The sequence below is a fragment of the Caulobacter sp. 17J65-9 genome (assembly GCF_010975005.1).
Lineage (GTDB): Bacteria > Pseudomonadota > Alphaproteobacteria > Caulobacterales > Caulobacteraceae > 17J80-11.
Map to the genome: position 1 here is coordinate 25,767 of NZ_JAAIVC010000012.1, position 23,434 is coordinate 49,200.

Genomic DNA, 23,434 nt, shown 5'->3' on the forward strand with positions numbered 1-23,434 from the left:
AGACGCCCGGGCCGAACGGATCGTCGCAGGCGCGACCGGCGCATGCCTCGACCGCTGCGGTTGCTTCTCGCGCAAGCGGAGCACGCACATGAAGTCAGCCTGGCTGGCGATCTCCCGCGCCCTGGCGGCCGCCACCGGCGAAGCTGGCCGTTTGGGCGCGGCGCGATCCGGCGCTTATTTATTATACCCGGTGAAGTCCTCGCCGACCTTGATGTTCGGATATTGCTTTACGCTATGCTCGTACCCTTCGATGATCTGCAAATTCGGAGCCAGAACCCAAGCCGTGGTGAAATCGGTATAGAATAAATTGTTGTCCTCGTGTGGATCGCTGCTCAGGTTGTACATCAGGGGAAACGCCGGCCGGAGGTAGGGACTCTCGACGGCCGGGCTATCGGCCGTGTAGCGGAAGACCGTCTTCCAAAACTTCCACTTGATCGACATCAGCTCGCCGTCCGCGCCGAAGAACATGTAGCTGTCGCGGCCGGTCTTATCGCTCTTGCCCAGCATGAACGCCGACGCGTCGACGCCGTCGATCGGGCGGTCCCTGGGCACGAGGCCAGGCGCTCCCACCATTCCGGCCACCGTCGGCAGCCAGTCCACGGCGGCCAGCATCTGCTCCGTGACCACGCCGGCCGGGACCTTGCCGGGCCAGCGGACGATGGCCGGCACCCGCATGCTTCCCTCGAACGGCGTGTTGAAGAAATTGCCGCGGAACGGCCCGTTCGAGCCCGGCCCGACCTGCGGGACCGCCCCTCCGCCCGCGTTGTCGCTGCTGAAGATAAAGATCGTGTTGTCCTCGACGCCCGCCGCCTTGACGGCGTCCATGACCTGGCCGACCCGGTAGTCCATCTCGGCGATGACATCGGCGAACAACCCGCTGCGCTCGGTGGACTTGCCGGCGAAATTCGGGTTGGCCATCACCGGCGGGTGCACCTCGGAGTAGCCCACGTAGACGAAGAAGGGCTTCTTCGCCGCGGCCTCGCGCCTGATGTACTCGACCGTCTTCGGGATAATGTACTTCTCGTCCACGATCGGCCGCACCTTCAGGTCCAGCGGCATCACCGGCCTGGACGGCTGGCCCTTCACGCCCTCCCAGATCATCGGCGTCGGCTGGCCGGTCTCCTTGAACAGCGGCCACGCGGTGTAGCCCGCCTCGTCCCAGCTGTTCTCAATCCCCCACCACTCGTCGAAGCCCTGGTCGTTCGGCAGCCGCCCTTGCGTGTCGCCCACGTGCCACTTGCCGAACAACGCGGTACTGTAGCCGTCGGCGGACAGCAGTTCGGCGATGGTGTACTCCCACGGAGCCAGCCCGCCCTTCCCCTCCCCGGGCAACGGGACCTTGTAGGTTCCCGAGCGGACCGGATGGCGCCCGGTCAGGATCGCCGAGCGCGACGGCGTGCACTGAACCTCGACGTTGTAGTTGTTGAAACGGACGCCCTCGCGGGCCAGCCGGTCGATGTTCGGCGTGGGCACCGTTCCGCCGTACACGCCGAAATTGCCCCAGCCGACGTTGTCGACCAGGATGAACACCACGTTGGGCTTCTGCTGCTGCGCCGACGCCGGCGCCGGCAGGGCGGACAGCACCGCCGCGCCGACCAGGGCGGTCCCACAGGCGAGCAGGCGCTTGCACAGTTTCATGGCGTTGTCCTCACGGTCGCCTCGGCCTTAGCCAGCGCCGAGATCGGGACGTCGACGGTCGGGAACACGCTGCCGCCCTCGGTCCGGTACCGGGCGCCAAACCGGCGGTCGCCACGCGGGGTTGCGAAGCTGGGCCGTGGGACAGCGTCCCTCGGCCCGGCGTCCCGCTGACCGGCCCGCCCCGGAACAGGCTACGCCGCCCAACGGGCCCGACTGGGGCATCCGCATCAACATCGTCGCCCTGTTCCCCACCGGCGAGCGCGCGGGCTGAGGCGGCGGCCCGCGACTAGCTGACGTGGGTCTGGATCGTTCCCTCAGGCAGCAGGCGGATCAGGGCGACGATCCCGGCGACGAAGGCGGCGGTCTTGAGCAGCTCGATCGCCACGGCCCCGCGCCGGGGATCGGCGTCGTCACGCGCGTACTTCTTCAGACCGCAGCCGCTGCAGCTCAGGTAGATCCCGCTGAAGTTGAAGCTGTTGAACGGCTTCTGGCATCGCGGGCACGGCCAGTAGCGGTGGTAGAGGCTCGCCATCGCCGCGACGAGTACGCTCACGACCACCGGAACGAGCAGCAAATCCGGATAGGGGCCGCCGAAGCTGAACCAGACGAACGGCCCGACGATGGCCAGGACCGACAGCCAGCCGGACACGCGATAGCCGCTCCACCTGTAGGTCATGGTCACCCCCGTTCTCGCGGGAAGTGTGTAGCCGGAACGGGGGCCAAGTCTACCGGCGGCGCTCACTCCCCGCGGAAGTTGGTGATGTTCGGCGCCGGCGGGTTGGGATGGCCCTTGAGCGACTTTTCGTAGGCCTCGACCTCCTTCAGCGGGCCCTCGGCCCCCCACCCGAACACCGCCCCGACGTTGCGGTCCTCGTGGGGGTCCATCTCGATGTTGAACAGCTTCGGATAGCCGGCCATCGGGGCGCTGGCCGAGCCCAGGCCCGGCGCGCGCTGCGGTCCGATACCGGTCGGATGGATGTCGGTGAAATAGACCCGCCACTGCTTCCAGCGCGCGGCGACGAGGTCCGGCCCGATGAAGCTCAGCAGGCCTTCACGCCGGCCTGTAGCGCTGCGCACGAACAGCACGTCGCTCTGGTCGACGCCGTCGATCGGCCGGTCGTTCGGCATCTTGCCGCCCACGATGCCGGCCAGCGTCGGCAGGAAGTCCATGATCGAGAACATGGCGTTGGACGTCGTGTTCGCCGCCACGTGGCCCGGCCAGCGGATGAAGGCGAAGGTGCGCACGGCCCCCTCGCTCGCTTCCCCCAGTTCGCCCCGGTACGGGCCGCTGTTGCCCATGTCCGGCGTCCCCTGGTTGCCGAAGTTGAAGGCGACCTCGCCATAGGGGCCGTTGTCGGAAGCGAAGACGACGAGGGTGTCGTTGTCGATGCCGAGCTCCCGCAGCGCGTCGAGAACCTGGCCGACATGGTGGTCGCCCTCCATCAGCTTGTCGCCATAGTTGCCGATGCGCGATTTGCCGGCGAACTCCCTGGAGGGCAGGTTGGGAACGTGGCCCATCGAGAACGGCAGGTAGAGGAAGAACGGCTTGCCGGCCGCGTGCTGGCGCTTGATGAAGTCGACCGACTTCGCGGTCAGTTCGTTGTCGATCTCGGCGCGCACCGCCGGGGTGAACGGCTTCACCTTGCGCAGCGGTCCGCCGGCGGCTGCCTCGACGATGTACGGCCCCTTCGCCAGCAGGTCCTGGTAGGGCGCCTCGATCGAGCGGGTCAGGGCGATGGTGTCCACATAGGTCGCCGAGTCCCAGGAGGTGTCCGGCGGGATGCCGTAGAACTCGTCGAAGCCGTGCGCGGTGGGCAGGCTCTGCGGCTCGCTCCCCAGGTGCCACTTGCCGTAGATCGCCGTGGCGTAGCCGGCGGCGTGGAACATGTCGCCCATGGTGAAGGCCTTGCCCGACAGCGTGCTGGGCGTGCCCGGGACGATGATCAGCGACAGGCCGTTGCGGATCGAATACTGCCCGGTCATCAGCGCCGCGCGCGAGGGCGTGCAGGCCGGCTCGACCAGGAACTGGGTCAGCCGCAGCCCCTCGCGCGCCATCTGGTCGGTGCGGGGCGTGGGCGCCCCGCGCAACTCGCCGCCGCCGTAGGGGCCCATGTCGCCGTAGCCGACGTTGTCGGCCAGGATGAACACCACGTTCGGCCGCTGGGCTTGCGCCTGAACCGGCGCGGCCAACGCTCCGGCCGCGCCCATCGCCAGCGCCGCAGCACAACCAAGTAAAGCTTTCCGCACGGTCGCCTCCTGCAAGGCTAGGCGAAAAGCCGGACCGACACGGTCGAGGTGTTCGCCCTGGCGCGTTCATTCGATTACGGCAAACCCGGCGGGGGCGGCGGCGGTTTCTACAAACGATCCGCCCGCCGGCGCGTTTGAGTCGAAGACGATTTCATCGGACGAGCCGCGGCATGGGCATGCACGGAATGATGGGCGGCCAGATGGGCGCCATGGGCCTGATCGGCGCGCTGGTCGTGCTGGTGCTGTTCCTCGCGGCCGGCGCCCTGCTCACCTACATCGCGCGCCGGCGCTGACCGCCGCAAAGCAAAGGGGGCGGCCTTTCGACCGCCCCCTCGCCTTCTCAAACCTGTGCCCTCAGGCGCGGATCGCCGTCACCACTTGAACGACACCTTCACCGTCCCGCGGTGCTCCTGCAGGCGCTCGGCCAGGGAGCCGTCGTAGCCGACCGCCACCCACACGTTCTCGCGCGGCTTGAAGGCCACGCCGGCCTCCAGGCGGGCCCACTCCGACGGCAGCTCGGCGCCCCCGACCACGAAGGTCCCGGTGCCGGTCGGCGCGCCGGTGAAGCCGACATTGGCCAGGCTCTCCAGGTCGCCGCCGGCGAAGGCCGCCCCGGCCCCGACGTAGGGCTTCAGGCGGCCCTGGTCGAAGTCGCGGGTCAGGCGCGCGCCGATCTCGCCGACGAACAGCTGGCGGTCGACCTCGCCGACGTTCAGCGACAGGCCGCCGGCGCCGGTTTCGGTGTAGCCGTCCTGCTTCACCTTCGAGCCGGTGCCGCTGACGCCGACGCGCAGCTCGGTCGCCTCGCTCAGCTGGAAGCGACGGCCGGCGTTGATCGAGATGTTGGTCGCCTCGACGCTGGTGCTGCCGGCCACGTCCAGGGTCAGCGGACCCAGGCCGATCTGGCGGTCGACGTCGATGTCGCCGGTCAGGCGGCTGAAGGCCGCGCCGCCGTACCACGGGCCGTCCGAGTAAGAGGCGTAGGCCCCGGCGTGCCAGAAGCGGCCCTCGCTGGCGGTCGACCGGTCGGTCGTGTCGCCCTGCATGTCGCTGAAGCCCAGCGCGAAGCCGACCCGCCAGGACGGCGCGGTCTGGAAGTCCGCGCCGGTGGCGAAGCCGCCGCCGCGCGAGTTGGCCTCGGCCGCGCCTGCGTCGCCCTTCAGGGTGGAGTCGACCACGAAGGCCTCGGCCCAGCCGCCCGGACGGTTGTCGAGCCCGGCCTCGGCCACGCCCAGCATGCCGCCCATCACGTCGGAGCGCGCGCCCTGGCCGAACGGCAGGGCCGCGAAGGCCGTGCCGCCGCCCATGCCGCCCGCCCCGGCCCCGGCGCCGGCGTCCATGCGGCTCTGCATGACGCTCTGGAACCGGTCGCCGAAGGCCAGGGTCGAGGCCGAGACGTTGGCCACGCCTTCGCCGCTCATGTCCTTGAGCGCCTCGTGACGCTCTTCCGGCGTCAGGTCCAGCAGGGTGTTGAGCACGCCCGCCCACTCGTCGGAGCCCTCCAGCTGGGTGCCGCCCAGCGCCTCGCCGACCGGCCCCTGCAGGGTCGGATCAAACTCGGACCAGTCGACCATCCGCCGGACTTCCAGCACCACCCCGCCCGGCACCACGTCGTAGCGCAGGCGCTGGTACAGCTGGCCTTCGTAGGCGTTGGCGGTGAAGTCGCCGTTCAGGTTGGCGAACTGGCCGGTCAGGCTGGCGCCTTCGATCAGCAGGTACTGCTGGTTGAAGCCGTACTGGCTCAGCGCCGACACCGGGTGCAGGTCCATCACGCCGCCCGACAGGCGGATCGCGCCGTCGGCGACGATGTGGTCGCTGCCGTAGTTCAGGTCCGCGCCGGCGAAGCCGAAGTTCAGCGTGCCGCCGCTCACCGTCAGGGTGTTGGTGAACAGCACGCCGAGGTCCGCGGCCGGGGCCGGACGGGCCGGGGCCGTGCCGATCGAGCCGCCCGGCGAGACCGTGCCGCCGGTGATCTTCAGGTCGCCGCCGATCTCGCCGACGCCGGCCAGCAGGCCGCCCTTGACGTGCAGGTCGCCGGCCAGCACCGCGGCCATGCGCACCTGGCCGCCCTCGACCACCAGCGCGCCGTCGAAGTCGTGCTGACCCACCAGGGTGAAGACGCCGTCGCCGGTCTTGGTGACCGTGCCCGCGCCGGTGAAGGCGCCGGCGAAGGTCGAGCTTCCGTCGTCCCAGCCCAGGGTCAGGCCGCCGCCCTCGCCCAGGTCCACGACGCCCTCGCCCCACAGCTGGTCGATGGTCTCGTCCCAGCCGTCCAGCGCCCAGGTCGCGTCCTCGTCGACCTGCACCAGGGCGGCGTCGTCGAAGCGCTCGGAGGCGCCCAGCGTCAAGCTGCCGCCGACCAGCTCGGTCAGGTCCGCGCCGGCCAGGCCGTTCAGCAGGCTGTCGCCCTCGAACTGCAGCAGCACGCCCTCGCCCAGGTTGGCGTCGACCACGCCGCCCAGCAGCCAGTACTCCTCGGCGGTCAGCGTGCCGGTCCCGGCCAGGGCGCCGTTCAGCTGCAGCCGCTCGACCGTCTCGTCGAAGCCGCCCAGGTCCAGCACCGCCTCGGACATGACCGCGACCCGCGCTTCGTCGTTCAGCCGCTCGTCGTCGCCCAGTTCCAGCGTCCCGGCCGCCACGTGGACCTCGCCGGCCCCGGCCGTGCCGTTCAGCACCGACACGCCGCCGACGGTGTAGATCACGCCCTCGCCCAGGTTGGCGTCGATGACCGCGCCGTTCAGCTGGTACTCGCCCGCCGTCAGGGTGCCGGTCCCGGCGAGCGTGCCCTTCAGGCGCGCTTCCTTGACCGTCTCGTCATAGCCCTGCAGGTCGAAGGTCGCCCCGCTCTCCACCCACAGCGTCACCTGGTCGGACAGCCGCTCGTCGGCCCCGATCCGCAGGGTGCCCTGCTGGACATAGGCCGAGCCGGAGAAGGTGTTGGCCCCGTTCAGGGTCAGCACGCCCGCGCCGGTCTTGACAAGCGAGCCGCTCTCCTCGCGGAAGGCGTAGTTGACCTGGCGGGCCCCGTGGTCGCTGACGTAGGCCGAATAGGCCGTGCCCGCGCCGCCCGGGTTGGCGTAGCCGTCGCCGTCGACGTCCACGTGCAGGTCCTGCGGGGCGGGCGTCTCCAGGTATTGGCCGTCGCCCCAGCCGTCCATCCAGGCGCTGTAGTTGATCTGGTTCGGATCGTTCGAGACGGTCGAGATCGAATAGTCGCCAGCCTCCCCGCCGAACAGCAGGGCCGCCGCCTCCTGACCGCTGTAGACCGCCGGGTTGTCGCCCCAGGACGGCCCGTCCGACACGCGCCAGCTGCCCGCGTAGATCAGGCCGCCGTCGACGATCACGCCGTCGAAGACGCTGTCGCCGCCGTCGGCGCCGACCGTCAGGGTCGAGCCGCCCAGGTCCACCGTGCCCGCGCCTCTCAGCGCGCCCATGGTCTCGTCGGCGTCCACCGCGAAGGTCGCGCCCTCGGCCACGCGGACCCCGGCCGTATCCGCGATCGCGTGGCCGCCGGCGGCGCGCAGCGTGCCCGCCTCGATCGACCAGCCCAGACCCATCACGTCATGGCCCGTCAGGGTCCAGCCGCCGTTCCCGATCTTGGTCTGGCTCTCCCAGCCGCCCAGCAGGCTGACGTCCAACGAGCCCGCGCCCGCGCCGTCCAGGATCAGGGCGTCCGTTCCGGCGCCGCCCAGGGCGTAGCCGCCCAGCGTGCCGCCGGTGATCATCACCAGGGTGTCGTTTCCGCCGCCCAGGTCGAGCGCCGCGACGCTGCCGTGGATCTCGCCGGCGTTCTCGACCCGCTCGGAGCCGCCCTGGCCGGTCACGCCGTAGCGCTCGCCGTCGATCACGCCGCCGGCGCGGTTGATCAGGCTGTTGGACCCGCTCCCCGCGAACACCACGCCGGAGTCGCCGCCGATCTCGCCGGCGTTGTCCACCGACAGGGCGTTGGTCCCGTACACGCCGAAGCTGCCCGCGACGTGGCCGTCGGTCTGGATCACCCCGGTCGCGTAGTTGGTCAGCGTGCCGTTCGAGCTCGAGAAGGTCACGCCGTTGCCGTCGCCGGAGGCGGTGATCGTGCCGGCGTTGGTGACCGTGCCGGCGCCGTTCTGGATATAGACCCCCAGGTAGGCAGAGATCACGCCGCCTTGCTGGTTGTCGACGTTGCCGCCGCCGTTCAGGAACGTGCCGATCCGACGCGCGCCGGTGATCGAGCCGGCGTTGGTGACCGTGGCCGCCCCGCCGAAGATGAGGCCGTCGTAGCCGCCGGTGATCGCCCCGCCGGCCCGGTTGGTCACCGAGCCGCCGCCGTTCACGTAGATGACGGTGTAGTTGTTGTTGAGGCTGGTCAGCGAGCCGCTGTTGTCGAGGTCGAGGCCGCCGCCGCTGGCGACCCAGATCGCGTTGCCGTTCGAGCTGGTGATCGAACCGGCGTTGTCGACGTCGGCCACGGCGGCGCCGAGGTTCAGCCCGTTCCCGCCGGAGATCGTGCCGCCGGCCTGGTTGTCGATCTCGAAGCTCGAGCCGCGCAGGTAGAGGCCGTTGCCGGTGTTCGAGGAGATCGCCCCGGCGTTGGTGATCGAGACCGCGCCGGTCCACGAATACACGCCGGCGTAGGCGCCGCTCTTGATCGCGCCGCCGGCCTGGTTGGTCAGCGTGCCGCCCGCCATGCGCACGGCGTCGTAGCCGCCCAGCGTCACCACGCCGCCGCTGTACGAGCCGGCCGCGATGGTGCCGGCGTTCTCGAGGCTCGAGGCGCCGTACAGGTCGACGCCGTAGCTGCCGCCGACGATGTAGCCGCCGGCCTCGTTGTCGACCGAGCCGTTGGTCACCACGGCGGCGCGATAGCCGCCCGTGATCACGCCGCTGTTGGTCAGCTCGCCGCCGGCCGCCAGGGTCACCCCGTCGGAGCCCGCGCGGATCGTGCCGGTGTTGTCGACCGCGTCGCCGGCGTTGCGGCCGACCACGCCCCAGCTGCCGCCCTGGATCAGGCCGGCGTTGTCGACGTCGATGCGCCCGCCCTGGGAATCCACCGCCGAATAGGCGCCGTAGATCTGGCCGGTCGCCTGGTTGGTCAGGGTCAGCACGCCGGTTCCGGCCGTCGCCACCTGGCCGTTCAGCACCCCGGCGTTGTCGATCGTCAGGGCGCCCGCGCCGTTGTTGAAGACAGAGTTGGCGCCCTGGATCACGCCGCCCGACTGGTTGGTGATCGAGCCGCCGTTGACCTTCACCGCCGTGCCGCCGGTCCCGGTGACCGTGCCGGCGTTGGTCAGGGTCAAACTGCCGCCGGCGACCTCGATGCCGGTCGCGCCGGAGATGCCCGCCGACGCGTGGTTGTCGACCGTGCCGCCGGCGTTCAGGAACACCCCGACGCCGTAGGTGCTGTTGATCGAGCCGTCGTTGGTCACCGTGGCGGCGCCGCCGAACACCACGGCGTTCATGTCGCTCGAGATCAGGCCGTGCGACTGGTTCGTCACCGAGCCCGCGCCGGACATGAACACGCCGGTGCCGTGGCTGAGGATCTGGCCGTCGTTGGTCACCGCGCCGGCGCCGCCCGAGACGTAGATCGCGTCGGAGCTCGGGCCGCCGTCGATCAGGCCGCCGGTCTGGTTGGTCACCGTGCCGCCGGAGCCGAAGTAGATGGTCGGATAGTTGCCGCCGGCGCCGGTGTTGCGGATCGTCCCGGCGTTGGTCACCTCGCCCGATCCGCCGAAATACACGGCGTTGCTCCGCGACTCGATCAGGCCCCCGGCCTGGTTGGTCACCGCGCCGTCGGCGTCGAAGTAGGCGCCGAAATAGCCCCGGACCGTGCCGGCGTTGGTCACGGCGGCGTCGGCCGCCTGGACGTACACGCCGCTGAAGTTCGCGCCGCCGTCGACCGTGCCGCCGGCCAGCACCTCGACCTGCGCGCCGTCGCCGGTGACGATGACCGCGCTGTTGGCGTCGTTGCTGGTGACCGTGCCGGCCACCTTCAGCACGCCCTCGTCGACGAAGACCGGCATTTCGGCCGTGCCGGTCATGGTCACGGTCGAGGTCCCGGTCTTCTGCACCTGCTCGAAGTTCAGCAGGTTCACGCCCAGCGTGTCGGCGTTGAAGCTGAAGTCGGTCGCCCCGGCCAACTGAACGGTGTCGGTCCCGCCCAGCGCGTCGCCCGTGCCGAACACCGTGGTGGAGGCGTCGATCGCGCACGTGTCGTCGCCCTCGGTCGAGTCGACGCACATCACCGCCGGCGCGTAGGACAGCGTGCCGTTCCAGATCCGCGGAGAGTAGAAGGCGGCCATCGGATACGCGGCGCCGTACCCCTGGTAGATCGTCAGCTCGTCGTTCTGGGCGGCGATATCGCCCACGGCCGAGCCGTTGGTGTAGGACACCGCGGCGGCGCTACCGACGTCGGTGGTCAGGTACAACCCGTAACGCTGACCGGCGTACAGCCCGTAGTTCAGGGTCAGCGGGATGTGGGTCGGCGTACCCACCGGGTTCACCGTGAGATCGGAGACGCTGCCCAGCAGGGTGAACTCGGAGAGATCGCCGGTCAGCCCGCCCTGGCGGATGTAGACGTAATAGGTCGAGCCGGGGGTCCAGGTGATGAAGCTCTGGTCGATCCCGGTCAGCAGCAGGTCGGTGCTGGCCTGGATGTCGAACAGGTTGCCGGCCTGGTTGTTGCCGCCGACGTAGGTGGTGCTCAGGCTCTGGGCGTGCGCGGCGCCCGCGGCGGCCAGCACCGCCACCGAGGCGCCGGTCAGCAGCATCCGGTTCAGCAGACCCGACCGCTTCGACACGACAGCGCGCGCCGCGCCGACCGACTTCACCTTCGACATCTTTTAGCCCCCCGGCGCCGCCCCGATCCCGACGGGTTTGCAGCGCGATCACGGCTCGGGCTCGTCTGCGGACGCGTGATCGCCCGCGCCCGTTCAGGCGCCGGTGAAGGTCATGCGTCGTTCAGAGCGAGTCCGCTCCCCCGCCGCACGCTTAACGACCAATTAATTCAAAGGTCAAGCCAGAGTCATGAAATGACGAACGGATCTATACAATTTTGTATAGGCGATCGCCTGACCCGCCACGGAACAGAGTTAATCTTCGCGTGGAGGACGAATACGAAATCTCGATTTCTCGAATGCTTTCGACCACGCGCGATTGCGCCCGGACCGACGGCCCGGACGGGTCTGAAATCGACAGAAGACGAAAAACCCCCGACGCGCCCCGTACGCAGCAACTTGCGTACCGGCGCGTAAGCACACCCCTTAGACGACAACCTGCGCCACGTCACGCCCGCAAGTTGCGGGGCTCGACGCGCTGCAAGAAGACCAACGACCAAGCAATTGAACAGCAGCGGGAAAGCGACACGCCGCCTAAGAACACCACGATTAACACCGCGCCTGACGGGCCCGAATGCCCCACGATCTCACCTCTGAGACGACGGGCTTTTCGGTAATTCCCCTTCCCGGCTCGCCGCATCGACAAGCGGCGCGACGCAGGCTCTACTGATCATGTCCCAGAGTGAAACGCCGCTGCATGAGTTCGCCTAACAAGCTTGTGGAGCGGCCGCCCCGGTTGGCCTGGAGCATCTCCTCGGCGAACGACCCCGAGGCGATCGACGCCTATCGCGAGAGCCTCGCCGACCTGTACGCGGTCTCGGACCTTGGCGGCGGCGCGGGCGACTTCTTCAACAAGGCCCGCTCCTACCAGTTCGGCTCGACGGTGTTCGGCATCGGCGCCTCGGTCGGCCAGACCATGACGCGCTCGGCCCACGAGCTGCGCCGCTCGGGCTTCGACGGGGTCAGCATCTTGCTCAACGGCGGCGCGGTGGTGGGCGACGTCGACGGGCGCGACCTGCGCGCCGGCCGGGGCGCGATCCATTTCCGCGACCTCTCGCGTCCCTCGAACTCCCGGGTCGAGCATGTCGACGCCATCCTGACCGTCATCCCCCGCGAGGTCGCGCCGGACTGGCTGCTGGCCGGGGCCATGCACGGCCACGCCATCGAGGCCACGACCCCGGCCGGGCGCATGCTGGCCGCCCACCTGCGCGCCACCGCCGAGGTGGCCGACGAGCTCGACCTGGCCGACGGCCTGGCGGCGATCGACGCCGCCCTGGTGCTGGCCCGCCGCTCGATCGGCGCGGCCCAGGCCATGTCGCCGGACGAGGCGCAGGCCGCCTATCGGACGGTGCGGCGCATGGCCATCGAGGTGGTCGACCAGCGCCTGCTGGACCGCGATCTCAACGCCGACCTGATCGCCGCGACGCTCGGCGTCTCGCGCGCCACGCTCTACCGGGCGTTCGAGTCCTCAGGCGGGGTGGCGGTCGGCATCCAGCGCCGGCGCCTGGCGCGCGCCTACGCGATCCTGCGGCTGCGCACGGGGACCAGCCCGACCGTCGCCGACGTCGGCTTCGACTGCGGCTTCGCCAGCGAGTCGCACTTCAGCCGCGCCTTCCGCGACCGCTACGGCATTTCCCCTGGAGAGCTGGGCACGCCCGAGGGTCAGGCCCTCAAGGTCCGCCACGACGTGGTCATGGACTGGCTGCGCGGCCAGTGAAGCCCCCCGGGCAGGCGCTGCAGCCTCAGCGCCACCGCCTCCATCACGGCGCGCGCCGCCGGCGCGGTCTGCTCAAGCCACACGGCGACGGCCGCCTGCGGCGCGCAACGGCCATAGGCCGACACGAACCCGCGGACCAGCACGTCCACTTCGTACTCCAACGCGATCACAACCAAGCCCCACCACTTGCTGGCCGTTGGCTAGCAAGCGCGCGGGGTCGGCCGAATGCCCGGGCGTCTCAGCCGGTGAGACGCTCGTCGAATAACGTAAGTCGTTGCGGGAGTTAGGCGATCAGGCGCTCGATCGGCGCGCGTTCGAGCCAGGCGGTCGCGCCGACCCATTCGTGCACTTCGCCGCATCCGGTGCAGCGGAAAAACCGGGTTTCGGTCAGGGCCGTCAGCTCCGCCTGGTGCATGCGCAGGCAGGTCGACACGGGTTCATCGGTACGGGGACAAAAAGTCAGGACTCTGGGCATCTGTTGAGAACGCCCGGGCCGATCCGAGGTTGCGCGGCCGGAAGCCCAAAAGAAACGGGGCGGGCCTTTCGGGCCCGCCCCGCGTCTGTCGTCAGCGCCGGCGGAAGTGCCGCGGCGCTCCGGGCGGCCTGGGCGCGCCCTCGGTCTTGTGGCGGAAGGTGATGCGGCCCTTGTCGAGATCGTAAGGCGTCATCTCGACGGTGACCCGATCGCCCACGAGCGAGCGGATCCGGTTTCGCTTCATCCGACCGGCCGTGTAGGCCAGGATGACGTGTTCATTATCGAGCTTAACGCGGAAGCGTCCCTCGGGGAGAAGTTCGACGACCTCCCCCTCGAACTCGATGAACTCTTCCTTGGCCATTAAGCCGCTTGCAGGTTGACGGCGGATTCCTTGCCGCTGCGACGGTCACGCTCCAGCTCGTAGGAGAGCTTCTGGCCTTCGTCGATGCGGCCCAGGGTCGAATTCTCGACAGCGCTCACGTGCACGAACACGTCCTTGCCGCCGTCATCCGGCTGGATGAAGCCGTAGCCCTTGGTCGCGTTGAACCATTTCACAACACCGGTCGCCATTGGCGGCCTCCTTAGAATTCAGTGCGCCCGCCGCAAGAGCGCGGCGGACAGCGTCAAGTCTGAGCGGAGACGTCCTGGAGACCGAGCGCGTCGCGAACGGCAGAAGGCGCGTGCAGGCGACAGATAGCTCGACGGACGCGTAAATGCGCCCTAAGGCTCCAGAAGTCCAGCGCCGCGCGCAAAAAAATCCCCGCCCGCGACCAGAAGACCGACAGATCAACCGTCGCCGTCGATTTGATGGCCGCTCAATTATTCTTCCCGAAGCGGCCGAAAATCTTTTCCCAAGGCCGCGGAAAATCCGGCGCGCGCGCCGCCTCACCGGCCCCGTTTGCTGTCCTTCACCGCCTGCAGCGCGAAGGCCTGCAGGCGGGCGGAGGGCTGCATTTGCGCCGGCGCGCGGCCGCGCAGGTCGGCCAGGCGCAGCTCGGCGTCAGGTCCCGCGCCGTCGGTCAGCCGCAGCTCGCCGCTGACCGGATCGACGCTGAGCGCGCCCTCCCCCGTCTCGGCCAGCAGGGCGGTGTTGAACTCCAGCCGCGAGGCGCGCTCGACCGCGCCTCCGCAGACCTTCAGCAGCAGGGCCGCCGCCTTGTCCGCCTTGCCGACCTGGGCCAGCACGCCTGGCGCGTTGATGCGCATGCAGAGCTCGGCGTTGTAGTCGGCCGGCACGGTCGGCGCGGTCGGCGGCGCCGGCTGAGCGAAGCTTGCGACCGGCAGCAGGACGACCGCCGCGAACGCACACCCGCGCAAGGCGCGCACGCTCCATGAAACCCTGTCGATCATTGAAGCTCTCCCCCCGGAATCGCCGAAGCGTAGCGGTCCGCCCCGCGCCCGACTACGTCGACGGTCGGGCGGCCGCCCCATTGAGGCGGCCGCCCCTTCGCCTCAAAGCCTAGTGCAGCGCCTCGCCGCCGAAGGACTCGCCGCCGAACATCGCGCCGGCCGCGACGCCGCGGCGCCGACGCCGACGGCGCACCGCCTCGCCCGCGGCCAGCGCCCGCAGCAGTTGCCGGTCGTCGTCGCCGGCGCCCTCTTCGTCAAAGCCGCCGAAGCCGCCCTCCTCCTCGCGCTGCTCGCGGATCAGGTGGGCCAGCAGCATGCGACGGCGGCGACGGCGGCGCAGCAGGCCGCCGGCGACCAGCAGCCTGACGATGCGGCGATCCTCGTCCGCCCCCTCGTCCTGGCCGAAGCTCTCGCCAAAACCCTCGCCTTCCTCGCCCGTCTCGGCGCGGCGCTCGCGCATCAGATGCGCTAGCAGCATGCGGCGACGCCGACGCCGGCGCAGCAGCCCGCCAGCCACCAGCAGCCGGACGATGCGGCGATCCTCGTCCGCTCCCTCGTCCTGGCCGAAGCCCTCGCCAAAGCCCTCGCCCTCCTCGCCCGTCTCCTCGCGGTGCTCGCGCATCAGGTGGGCCAGCAGCATGCGGCGGCGACGGCGGCGGCGCAGCAGGCCGCCGGCGACCAGCAGCTTGACGATGCGGCGGTCGTCGTCCGCCCCCTCGTCCTCGCCGAAGCTCTCGCCCTCTTCGCCCGTCTCGCCGCGCTCAGCGCGCATCAGGTGGGCGATCAGCATCTTGCGGCGGCGCCCGCGGCGCAGCAGGCCGCCCGCCACCAGCATCCGCACGAAGCGGCGGTCGTCGTCGCCGTCGCCGGTCTCGTCGAAGCTTTCGCCTTCCGTGTCGATGTCCTCGCCGCCCTCGCCGTGTTCACGGATCAGGTGAGCCAGCAGCATGCGGCGGCGGCGGCGCCGGCGCAGCAAGCCGCCGGCGACCAGCAGCTTGACGATGCGGCGATCGTCGTCGCCCTCCTCGCCCTGGTCGTCGAAGCTTTCGCCCTCGTCCATGCCGGTCTCCTCGTCGCCCTCGCGGAGCAGGCGGGCCAGCAGGAGGCGGCGGACACGCCGGTTGCGCAGGGCGTCGCCGGCCATCAGCCGGGCCACGGTCCCCTCGTCGTCACGCGTGTCGGAGCCGGTGTCGTTCACGGATTCGCCGATGCTCATCTGAGGCATCTCCCTGTTGGGAAATTTCGGGGTCAGTTCGCAGTCAGGTCGCAATCAGGCCGCGCGGCGTCCCTCAGGAGGCCGCAGAAAGCCGCCTGGCGCGCCCGAAACCTAGCGAAACCCCCGCCCGCCGATATCCGGGAAAGGCATGAAAACCGGTCCGGTGGACCCCCTACGACCGCGGCGGCGCGCGCCCTTACCTCGAAAGAGCTAGCCGCGCCCCGAAGGCCAGGAACACCCCGCCGACCACCCGGTCCAGCGCCCTGGTCACCTGCGGCCGGCGCAGCAGACGCCCCACCGGCGCGGTGGCGGCGATCAGCACGGCGAACCAGAGAAGCCCGATCAGCACGTGCACGACGGCCAGCAGCATCGAAAACGCCGCCACGTCCGCGCCGGCCGGCACGAACTGGGGCAGGAAGGTGATGTAGAACACCCCGATCTTCGGATTGAGGATGTTGGTCAGGAAGCCCTGGCGCAGCGACCGCCACGGGCTTGCCCCGCCGGCGGCGCCCAGCGCCGGGTCGAACCCCTCGCGCGGCTTCCACAGCAGCTTCACGCCCAGCCACACCAGGTAGGCCGCGCCGACCCACTTCACGATCGTATAGATCACGCCCGAGGCCGCCAGCAGCGCGCCCAGGCCCAGCGAGACCAGCGTCCCCCAGACCAGGCAGCCGATCGAGATTCCCAGCGCCGCGAACGCCGCCGGCCGCGCCCCGCCGCCCGCCGCCGAGCGCAGCACCATGGCGGTGTCCACGCCGGGCGTGATGGTCAGCAGCGTCGCCGCGGCGACAAAGGCCAGCAAGGCCTGAACGACGGTCATGAGCGCCTCCGTCCCCCAGCGCTACCGCCGCAATCGGGCGTCGGCAAGGCGAGTGCGATCAAGATCTCCCCCCGCTGGGGAGGGCCATCGCATTTAGAACACCCGTCATCCCGGACAGCGCGTCAGCGCTGATCCGGGACCCAGCAAGCTCGACCTGAACGCCGCGAAACCCGCCCTGCAACGAGCGTTGCGCTGGCTGGGTCCCGGCTCTCCGCTGCGCTTCGCTCCGCTGCGGCCGGGATGACGATCCATATGCGATAGCCCTTACCCCGTCGGGGGGAGCCGCCGTGAAAGGCGGCGTTGGGACCGACTGCTTCGAGACGACCGCGCCGCTGCGCGCATGCCCGGGAACCTGGGACCTGCCCGACTGGCGAAATCCCGACGAATGGATCGCCCACTCCGCCAGGATCGCCGCCGTCACCGGCCTGACCCCGCCGCCGCCGCGGCTGGGCAAGACAACGCGCTGAGGACGCCGCGCCTCAGGGCGCGACTTCGGCCACGATCGCGCCGGCGACCGGCGTCTTGCGCGGGGTCTTCACCGCCTCGTCCGGATCGCGCGCGCGCAGCACGCCGCAGACGACCTGGGGCCGCCCGTGGCCCAGGAAACCCGTGCGCACCCCCTGGACCTCCAGGCTCCCATGCGCCGGCACCATCCCGGAGATCGGGACGATCACGCCGACGACGCGGTCCCCTTCCCCGACGAGACAGTCGAGCTCCGGCTTGTCGATCGGCGTGGCGGTCGCGTTGACGACGGTCGCGTCCAGGGAAAGGAGTTGCGAGGGCTTGCCGAAGACGTCGACCGGCGCGCCCCAGTGGGCGACCAGCCGGGTCAGGCCCAGATCCCGTCCGCCCGTCTGCTCAGGCCCGATCACCGGCGCCGGCGCCGCAGCGGCAGGCTTGCCGGCGGCGGGCTTCTCGGCGTCGCACGCGGCCGTGGCCAGGCAGGCCAGAGCCGTGCACGCGATGATCGCCAGGCGCATGATGTTTCCCCCAACCGCGCTGTCAGACCCCGGCTTATAACCCCGCCCTCGCGCCCCGCAACGCCCGCCGACCGTTGTTCGCCCGCGGATTCGCCCCTACCAGAGCGCTCCAGCGGACCAGGGGGACCTTCATGGCGCTCGAGCTTCGACCGAACTGCGAGTTCTGCGACAAGGACCTGCCGCCGGCGGCGACCGACGCGCGCATCTGCACCTACGAATGCACCTTCTGCGCCGACTGCGTCGAACAACGGCTCGCCGACGTCTGCCCGAACTGCGGCGGCGGCTTCGCGCCCCGGCCGATCCGCCCGGCCACGGAGTGGCGCCCGGGCCTGTCGGTCGCCCAGCGCCCGCCCTCGACCGTGCGCCGCTCGCTGAACTACGGCCTCGCCGACATCCAGGCCCTGTCGCTCAGGCTGCGCGACATCCCGCCGGAGCAGCGCTGAGCGCGGGCGTCACTCGCGCCAGAGGCAGACCCGCACCTGCGCGTTGACCAGGCAGGCGCCTTTTCGCTCGAGCACGCCGTAGACGCGATCGCCGTGGGTCGCGCTCACGTCCAGGTTTCCGTAGCCGGTCCACCCGTCGTCGTCGCGAAAGACCTCCGCCCAGTAATCCCTGGACCGCTCGCCGGCGAAGAGCTCCGGAACGGGGTAATCGCGGCCGCTGAAGATCTGGCGCGGCCCGGCGATGTAGAAGGCCCCGCCCTTCCCGATCCTGTAGGAGCAGCGCCCGGAAATCAGGGCCTTCCCGTCCACCTCCAGCAGGCAACGGCCCCACTTGTACCCCGGCGGCAGGCGATGGCGGCCCGGGGCGGCGACGGGCTCGAAGCCCGGCTCGCGGGCCTTCGGCAGCCAGATCCCGTCGGCCCTGACGGCGTCCTTGTAGCGGTCCGCCGGGTAGAACTCTCCGCCGTCGCCGAGCCAGGACGGCAACTGGTCGGGCGGGAACGTCGTAACGTACGGGGCCGGGTCGTCCGCCAGCGCGCGGTCGACCGGATGGATCTCGCCGTCCACGCACCTCGGCTTGTCGTCGCCTTCGTAGCTGTACGAGCCCACCACGTTGCCGGCGGCGCTGATCACGATCAGCTCGGAGCGGCCGTGCGCCTCACTCGCCCCCTGGGTGAGGTGGTAGAACCAGTAGATGTCGTAGGCGGGCCGCCCCGCCGCGGTGCGGATCGTGCAGACCTTCGAAAGGGTCGTGCCGCGCGCCAGCACCTCCCGCTCGAAATCCTGCCGCGCCAGCAGGGCGTAGATCTTCGGATCCCCGCGCGAGGGCTCGTTCACGTCGGCGAACGGCCCCGCGCGCGCCTGCACGGGCGCGCCGGCCAGACAGGCCAGAACAAGGAGCCAGGCCGCGAACGCCCAGCCGGGCCTAGGCATTCGACTGGATTTCCAGCCGCGCGATCGCGCCGTCGACGGCGCAGATCCGGACCTGCCGGCCCGCAAGCCGCGGGGCGCCGAACCGGACGATCTGATTGTAGCCGGGCTGCCCCATCAGGAAGTAGTCGTAGCTGAAGTGGCGATCGCCGACGTCGAAGCTTTCGGGCGGCGGGCCTTTCACGTCGGTCGGCTGCTCGACGAAGTTCCGGACGGTCCCGCTCACCATCTCGCACCGGCCTTCCCTCACGGCGCGCCCCAGCTGCCAGTGCGGCGTCGCCACGAAGGCGACATATCCGGCCATCCAAAGCGCGGGGAAGACGAGCCCGAGCTGCCAGGGCTGGCCCTTGTCCGCCATCCCGGCCGTCGCCAGCAATCCGATGAGCAGCCCGAACCCAAGCCAGGGCAGGTGCGGCGGGATCAGGTTTGTTGCGTCATAGACGACTTGGTAAGCGACGGGGCTCATGCCCGGCATGGTTGCAGTAACGCCGCTCGTATAGCAACGCTAGGCGCAGGGGCTGATTTCAGGGCGCCATGTCTGAACTTCTGGATCGACTGCCGGCGCTGATCGCCGGGAACGGCTACCTGCTCGCGGGGGCCGCAGCCGCCGTGCTTCTGGTGCTTGTCGCGGCGTCCTTGAGCCGACGTGCGAAGCGGGCGCCGGCGACCAGCGACGTACACGAGGCGAAGCCTGCGTCCCCGCCCCCGAACCGACGGCTCGGCGACGGATACGAGCCTCATGTCGACGAGGAGGACGGCCGGCTGATCTACGGGCTGCCGGTGGACTCCAGCTTCGTCTCCACCAGCTTCTCGTTTGAGATCACTCAAGCCGACCTCGACGTGCTGCTGTCCGACCGGTACCGGCGCGCCGCGCTCGAAGTGGTGGCGCACACCATCCTTCAGCGCTCCATGGTGCGTGGCCGACCTCCGGTGACCCAGGCGGACTTCAAGCAGGTTCTGCTCAACGTGCTGCACGCCCCGCAAGAGCAGTTCGAGGAATACCTCGCGACCGTAGACCGGGAGCACAACACCGTGGTCCGCCACTACATCGACCAGATACTTGCGAGGCGACCTGGGCGGGGGGCTTAGTCCCGATCGCATTCTGGAGCGGACGCCCCGAGCCCGACGCCCAGCGCAATCCGCGTCCCTAGCAGCTCGAGCCGCCCCGGTACGAGCCGCCGCCACCGCTGCAGCGCCGGACGGTTTCGGGGTGCTCCGAGATGAACCAGCAGAAGGCGACGAACAGCACGAGGGTCGCCGCCCCTGCGACGTTCACCCAGAACACCTGGGGATCCATCTTCTTACGCGGCATCCAATCCCCCCGCGGCGCCCTTCGTCCGCCGACCACACCCTAGCGGAGCAGCCGCCCGTCCGGCTACCATCGGTCGTGAACTCCGGGGGCGGAAAGACCATGAAGCCAGGTTCGATCATGCACGCGCTGGGCTGCGCGCTGGTGCTGGCGAGCGCGGGGACGGCGGCCAACGCGGCCGACGGCGCCGCCCCGGCGAAAGCGACCTCCGTCGCCGACTGCGTCTGGGCCGCCACGCCGGACAAGGTGCGCTCCGCCCTCCTCGCCCGCCGCCCGGTCGCCGCGATCGGCGACGCCGTGAGCGCCGAGCAGGCCGAAGCCCTCGCCAGGGCCTGCCAGCTGCCGCTGACCGGCGACAGCGCGGTCCTGGTGGCCGACACCCTGCTGGCGCACTCCATGAAGACCTGGTCGGTGGACCGCCTGAAGACCTACGGCGTCAGCGAGGCGGCCCTGCTCGACGCGTGGCGACGGCTGAAGCCCGAGACCCGCAAGGCGTTTTCCCACGCCTTCTCGCGCGGCTTCAGCCCACCGAACGCGGCCTATGACGACCTCGGCGCCGCCATCCACGACACCCTGCGCCTCAACGGCGAAGAGCCAGAGCTCCTCGTCTTCGACTTCGTCGCGGCGCAGTCGGTGCTGGAGCGGCTCCAGGCGAGCTGAGGGACGGCTTGGCGTTCGGGGCCCGCTTTCGGCCCAAAGCGGGCGTTACGCCCCAAGCTGAAAGTCTTCGCCGTACGAAGCCATCAACCGGGCCCGCGCCCTGTCCACCTGTTCTGCAAAGTCACGCTCGAAGGGCGCAACCAGCTGCTTCTGCAGCTGGCTTAAGAGGCCAACTAGAGCGATTGGCTCCGCTGATGTTTCGAACATCTCCGGCGTGGGCCGGGCGACGTCCGCGCCCTCGGTCCATCGAGAGAGAAGGTCGAAGAGCACCAGCGCCTCATCTGCGGTGAGGCGCACGTCAACCGGCTCGTTGGAGGAATCGGGGCTCATGCCGTCCTTCTAGCACCACGGGCTGAATGTCCGCTTTCGACCCAAAGCGGACATTGAGGCCGCTGCTATGCTCCGGCCTTGACCGGCCGGATCTCGCCCCGCAGCCTCAACGCCGAATCCAGAGAGATCCTCATGTACCGCTTCCCCGGCCGTGCCGCGGCGCTGGCCTTCGCGCTTTCCGCGATGCCGGCCACGGCTGCCGCCCCAGACGCTCCCCTGAACCCGCCCGAGTACTGGGAATTCGCCTACGACGCCCTCTGGACCACCTACGCCGACGCCCGCATCCGCGAGACTGCACCCGGCGTGGTGGAGGTGCGCCTAGTACACAGTCCCGCTGCGCTGCTTTACGACATGAGCGAGGTCGGCCTGCGCGTAGTCGAGGTCGACTGCGCCGGCGCGCGCGCGCGCACGGTGGCCAGCGCGCCCTTCATGTCGCACCATGGCGATCCGCTGACGCCCGCGGCCGCGCCGACCTGGGTCCCGCCGCCGCGTGGCCTGCACGCCTTCGCCTGCCAAGGCGCCCGTGAGGGGCTCAAGGCGCAGCCCGGCCTCCGCTTTCCAGTTGACCTCAAGACAGCCCCAAAACCGACCGGACCGCACGACTATTGGGCTCTGAAGGCGAAAGCGGACATCGCCTGGGTGATCGACGCCCGCTCCATTCGCGAGGTAGCTCCGCAGGTGAAGGAACTGCGGACGATTTTCGCGGTCCGCGATCCCATGGGCGGGGGCGCGTTGGGGTATCAAGTCAGCCTTCTGCGGTTCGATTGCTCGGGGCGGCGAAAGCAGAAGCTCTCCGAAACCAGCTACTTCGGATCTGGAGAGCTGCGCGAGCTGACCGACGCAGCTGAGCCGTGGATCTCGATCGAAGGCGGCGACGACTTCGAGTTCGCGTGCGAGGGCCGCCGCAAAGGCTTCACGCATCTTCGCGGCCGTGCCCTGCCGATCGACTGACCTACCCCGACATAGGTGATGTCCGCTCACCCCCCATAGCGGACACTAACGCGCCGCAGATCGCCGGCTCGATCCTCCGCACCACCGGCCGGGGGTGGCGCGCCCCCTCACCCTCCCACCGGCTTTCGGCCGGCGGGCCCCTCCCTCTCCCGCAAGGGGAGAGGGAGGGCGTACCGCATCACGCCCCCTGCCCGCTCCAGCCGAACCGGCGGTCCAGCTTGGTCAGCTGGCTGGTGAAGCCCATCACCGACATCTTCGTCCAGTGCGGGTCCAGGTGCGGGTGCAGGGTCACGACCATGCGCGCCTCTTCGCCCGCCTGGCTGAACGCGACCTCGATGGTGGTCTCGTAGGGCTCCGAGCCCGGCACGAAGTCGATCACGTGCACCAGGCTCAGCCGCTCGTGCGGCCGGTACTCGGCGTAGACGCCGCGGGTGGCGTGCGACAGCGGCTGGCCCATATTGCGCATGGACGCGATAGCCTCGGGGGCGTCGGCGATCATGTCGTATTCCAGCCGCCCGCCCGGGCGCGCCTCCAGCGCGTGCACCTCGACGCGGAAGCCCTCCGGGCCCCACCAGGACTCGAAGCCGTCCTTGGTGGCCCACAGCGCCCACAGCTCTTCGACCGAGGTACGGTAAGTGCGCTCGATGACCACGGCCGCCTGGGGCGCCTGGACATTCGCGGTGGCGGGACAGTCGTTCATGGCTCTTGCTCCCCGGCGTCCTTGCGCCGTTGTTCAAGCGCCGCGCCGAAACGGTCGAGGCGCGCCTCCCAAAGCCGTCGATAGTCGGAAAGCCAGGCGTCCAGATCGCGGAACGGCTCGGGCCGCAGCGCGTACAGCCGCCGCTGCCCGTCCGGCCGCACCGAGACGAAGCCGCCGTCGTGCAGGATGCGCAGGTGGCGCGAGACCCCCGACTGGTGCACCCCCGCCTCGCGCACGATGTCGCCGACCTGGCGCTCGCCGTCGCGCAGGCTGGCGACGATGCGCCGGCGCGTGGGGTCGGCGAGGATCTCGAAAGCGTCGGCATGCATCATGGCGCATATGCATATTGGTGCATGTATGTGACGTCAAGCCGAGCCGGTTGCCCTTCCCGCTGGAATTGAGCAACGTCCGGTCGAGCGTACGGCGGCTTTGGGGGAACGGCGGTGGGCGTGTACGGCATCTTGGCCCTGGCCTTCATCCTGGTCTTCGTGGCGGCGCAGGGGGCCGTGATCTTCGCGACGGCGCTCCTCGCCCTGCGGCTGCTCAAGACGTGGCACTGGCTGGCGAAGATCGTCGCGATGCTGGTCGCCTACCTTGCGTGGACGGTCGCGACGATCGGCGCCTACTTCGCCGCCGGCGGCGAAGGCGGACTGATGGACGGCGGCGCCATCCTCCTGCAGGCCTGCTTCACCGCGCTGGTCAGCACCTTGGGCTACCTGGCGCTCTGGATCGTGTGGCCGCTCGCACGCGTGGTCTTCCGCAGCCGCCACGCCCGCCCCGCCCGATGAAGCGCGCGCCCCGTCTCGCGCCCCGCCTCGCCGCCCTGGCGCTGGCCCTCGCCTGCACGGCCGCGAGC

27 protein-coding genes are annotated in these 23,434 nt (G+C 70.1%); 9 read left to right on the forward strand and 18 right to left on the reverse strand.

The window, feature by feature from the left end; genetic code table 11:
* Positions 1-174: 174 nt before the first annotated feature.
* A complete protein-coding gene (locus G3573_RS03875; protein ID WP_163259535.1) occupies positions 175-1,638 on the reverse strand; it encodes an arylsulfatase in 1,464 nt (487 codons plus the stop codon).
* Positions 1,639-1,774: 136 nt separating this feature from the next.
* On the opposite strand from G3573_RS03875, the gene G3573_RS22390 reads away from it, so the two are divergent.
* A complete protein-coding gene (locus G3573_RS22390) occupies positions 1,775-1,909 on the forward strand; it encodes a hypothetical protein (RefSeq protein ID WP_276208666.1) in 135 nt (44 codons plus the stop codon).
* A 15-nt stretch (positions 1,910-1,924) separates the two neighbouring features.
* On the opposite strand, the gene G3573_RS03880 is transcribed toward G3573_RS22390, so the two are convergent.
* Together G3573_RS03880 and G3573_RS03885 are read right to left on the reverse strand one after the other, a co-directional pair.
* The gene (locus G3573_RS03880; RefSeq protein ID WP_163259536.1) at positions 1,925-2,314 is read right to left on the reverse strand and encodes a hypothetical protein; all 390 of its coding nucleotides are present in this window, start codon (positions 2,312-2,314) and stop codon (positions 1,925-1,927) included.
* Positions 2,315-2,376: 62 nt separating this feature from the next.
* Positions 2,377-3,885: an arylsulfatase gene (locus G3573_RS03885; RefSeq protein WP_205598057.1), complete on the reverse strand. Its 1,509-nt coding sequence runs from the start codon at positions 3,883-3,885 to the stop codon at positions 2,377-2,379.
* Positions 3,886-4,055: 170 nt separating this feature from the next.
* On the opposite strand from G3573_RS03885, the gene G3573_RS22395 reads away from it, so the two are divergent.
* Complete coding sequence (locus G3573_RS22395; protein ID WP_276208667.1) at positions 4,056-4,178, forward strand: hypothetical protein; 123 nt, start codon at positions 4,056-4,058, stop codon at positions 4,176-4,178.
* Between the two features lie 78 nt (positions 4,179-4,256).
* Here the strand turns inward: G3573_RS22395 and G3573_RS03890 are convergent, their stop codons facing one another.
* The gene (locus G3573_RS03890; protein ID WP_163259537.1) at positions 4,257-10,700 is read right to left on the reverse strand and encodes an autotransporter-associated beta strand repeat-containing protein; all 6,444 of its coding nucleotides are present in this window, start codon (positions 10,698-10,700) and stop codon (positions 4,257-4,259) included.
* A gap of 694 nt (positions 10,701-11,394) precedes the next feature.
* Here G3573_RS03890 and G3573_RS03895 point away from each other — a divergent pair.
* The gene (locus G3573_RS03895) at positions 11,395-12,414 is read left to right on the forward strand and encodes an AraC family transcriptional regulator (RefSeq protein ID WP_163259538.1); all 1,020 of its coding nucleotides are present in this window, start codon (positions 11,395-11,397) and stop codon (positions 12,412-12,414) included.
* On the opposite strand, the gene G3573_RS03900 is transcribed toward G3573_RS03895, so the two are convergent.
* The 7 genes from G3573_RS03900 to G3573_RS03930 all read right to left on the reverse strand — a co-directional run bounded on the left by G3573_RS03900 (position 12,360) and on the right by G3573_RS03930 (position 16,275).
* A complete protein-coding gene (locus G3573_RS03900; RefSeq protein ID WP_163259539.1) occupies positions 12,360-12,584 on the reverse strand; it encodes a hypothetical protein in 225 nt (74 codons plus the stop codon). The genes G3573_RS03895 and G3573_RS03900 overlap by 55 nt on opposite strands.
* Before the next feature lie 113 nt (positions 12,585-12,697).
* A complete protein-coding gene (locus G3573_RS03905) occupies positions 12,698-12,847 on the reverse strand; it encodes a hypothetical protein (RefSeq protein ID WP_163259540.1) in 150 nt (49 codons plus the stop codon).
* A gap of 133 nt (positions 12,848-12,980) precedes the next feature.
* The gene (gene infA / locus G3573_RS03910; RefSeq protein ID WP_163259541.1) at positions 12,981-13,250 is read right to left on the reverse strand and encodes a translation initiation factor IF-1; all 270 of its coding nucleotides are present in this window, start codon (positions 13,248-13,250) and stop codon (positions 12,981-12,983) included.
* Positions 13,250-13,459 (reverse strand): cold-shock protein, encoded by a 210-nt coding sequence (locus tag G3573_RS03915; RefSeq protein ID WP_163259542.1) that lies wholly within the window; start codon positions 13,457-13,459, stop codon positions 13,250-13,252. The genes infA and G3573_RS03915 overlap by 1 nt, the downstream gene beginning before the upstream one ends.
* A 315-nt stretch (positions 13,460-13,774) precedes the next feature.
* Positions 13,775-14,239 (reverse strand): hypothetical protein, encoded by a 465-nt coding sequence (locus G3573_RS03920; RefSeq protein ID WP_163259543.1) that lies wholly within the window; start codon positions 14,237-14,239, stop codon positions 13,775-13,777.
* Between the two features lie 109 nt (positions 14,240-14,348).
* On the reverse strand, positions 14,349-15,455 hold the full coding sequence (locus tag G3573_RS03925) for a hypothetical protein (RefSeq protein ID WP_163259544.1): 1,107 nt from the start codon (positions 15,453-15,455) through the stop codon (positions 14,349-14,351).
* Positions 15,456-15,651: 196 nt separating this feature from the next.
* On the reverse strand, positions 15,652-16,275 hold the full coding sequence (locus G3573_RS03930; protein ID WP_163259545.1) for a LysE family translocator: 624 nt from the start codon (positions 16,273-16,275) through the stop codon (positions 15,652-15,654).
* 287 nt (positions 16,276-16,562) lie between these two features.
* Between G3573_RS03930 and G3573_RS03935 the strand changes: the two genes are divergently transcribed.
* Positions 16,563-16,742 (forward strand): hypothetical protein, encoded by a 180-nt coding sequence (locus tag G3573_RS03935; protein ID WP_163259546.1) that lies wholly within the window; start codon positions 16,563-16,565, stop codon positions 16,740-16,742.
* Positions 16,743-16,754: 12 nt separating this feature from the next.
* On the opposite strand, the gene G3573_RS03940 is transcribed toward G3573_RS03935, so the two are convergent.
* Positions 16,755-17,255, reverse strand: coding sequence for a hypothetical protein (locus G3573_RS03940; RefSeq protein ID WP_163259547.1), 501 nt, complete (start codon positions 17,253-17,255; stop codon positions 16,755-16,757).
* Positions 17,256-17,386: 131 nt separating this feature from the next.
* Here G3573_RS03940 and G3573_RS03945 point away from each other — a divergent pair, with 131 nt between their 5' ends.
* Positions 17,387-17,698 (forward strand): DUF1272 domain-containing protein, encoded by a 312-nt coding sequence (locus G3573_RS03945; RefSeq protein ID WP_163259548.1) that lies wholly within the window; start codon positions 17,387-17,389, stop codon positions 17,696-17,698.
* Between the two features lie 9 nt (positions 17,699-17,707).
* Here the strand turns inward: G3573_RS03945 and G3573_RS03950 are convergent, their stop codons facing one another.
* Both G3573_RS03950 and G3573_RS03955 read right to left on the reverse strand, forming a co-directional pair.
* Entirely contained in the window at positions 17,708-18,631 is a 924-nt protein-coding gene (locus G3573_RS03950; RefSeq protein WP_163259549.1) for a hypothetical protein, read from the reverse strand.
* A complete protein-coding gene (locus G3573_RS03955; RefSeq protein ID WP_163259550.1) occupies positions 18,624-19,103 on the reverse strand; it encodes a hypothetical protein in 480 nt (159 codons plus the stop codon). Before G3573_RS03955 ends, G3573_RS03950 begins: the two co-directional genes overlap by 8 nt.
* A 59-nt stretch (positions 19,104-19,162) precedes the next feature.
* On the opposite strand from G3573_RS03955, the gene G3573_RS21975 reads away from it, so the two are divergent.
* Entirely contained in the window at positions 19,163-19,717 is a 555-nt protein-coding gene (locus tag G3573_RS21975; protein ID WP_205598058.1) for a hypothetical protein, read from the forward strand.
* Between the two features lie 58 nt (positions 19,718-19,775).
* Here G3573_RS21975 and G3573_RS03965 read toward each other — a convergent pair whose 3' ends face one another.
* On the reverse strand, positions 19,776-19,940 hold the full coding sequence (locus G3573_RS03965) for a hypothetical protein (RefSeq protein WP_163259551.1): 165 nt from the start codon (positions 19,938-19,940) through the stop codon (positions 19,776-19,778).
* 99 nt (positions 19,941-20,039) lie between these two features.
* On the opposite strand from G3573_RS03965, the gene G3573_RS03970 reads away from it, so the two are divergent.
* Positions 20,040-20,597, forward strand: a complete 558-nt coding sequence (locus G3573_RS03970; protein ID WP_163259552.1) for a hypothetical protein — start codon at positions 20,040-20,042, stop codon at positions 20,595-20,597.
* Positions 20,598-20,642: 45 nt separating this feature from the next.
* Here the strand turns inward: G3573_RS03970 and G3573_RS03975 are convergent, their stop codons facing one another.
* Positions 20,643-20,927, reverse strand: coding sequence for a hypothetical protein (locus G3573_RS03975; protein WP_163259553.1), 285 nt, complete (start codon positions 20,925-20,927; stop codon positions 20,643-20,645).
* Positions 20,928-21,005: 78 nt separating this feature from the next.
* On the opposite strand from G3573_RS03975, the gene G3573_RS03980 reads away from it, so the two are divergent.
* Positions 21,006-21,878, forward strand: a complete 873-nt coding sequence (locus G3573_RS03980) for a hypothetical protein (RefSeq protein WP_163259554.1) — start codon at positions 21,006-21,008, stop codon at positions 21,876-21,878.
* Between the two features lie 178 nt (positions 21,879-22,056).
* On the opposite strand, the gene G3573_RS03985 is transcribed toward G3573_RS03980, so the two are convergent.
* Both G3573_RS03985 and G3573_RS03990 read right to left on the reverse strand, forming a co-directional pair.
* The gene (locus tag G3573_RS03985) at positions 22,057-22,578 is read right to left on the reverse strand and encodes an SRPBCC domain-containing protein (protein WP_163259555.1); all 522 of its coding nucleotides are present in this window, start codon (positions 22,576-22,578) and stop codon (positions 22,057-22,059) included.
* Positions 22,575-22,910, reverse strand: coding sequence for a metalloregulator ArsR/SmtB family transcription factor (locus G3573_RS03990; RefSeq protein WP_205598059.1), 336 nt, complete (start codon positions 22,908-22,910; stop codon positions 22,575-22,577). The genes G3573_RS03985 and G3573_RS03990 overlap by 4 nt, the downstream gene beginning before the upstream one ends.
* A gap of 117 nt (positions 22,911-23,027) precedes the next feature.
* Between G3573_RS03990 and G3573_RS03995 the strand changes: the two genes are divergently transcribed.
* The gene (locus G3573_RS03995; protein ID WP_163259556.1) at positions 23,028-23,366 is read left to right on the forward strand and encodes a hypothetical protein; all 339 of its coding nucleotides are present in this window, start codon (positions 23,028-23,030) and stop codon (positions 23,364-23,366) included.
* Positions 23,367-23,434: the final 68 nt, after the last annotated feature.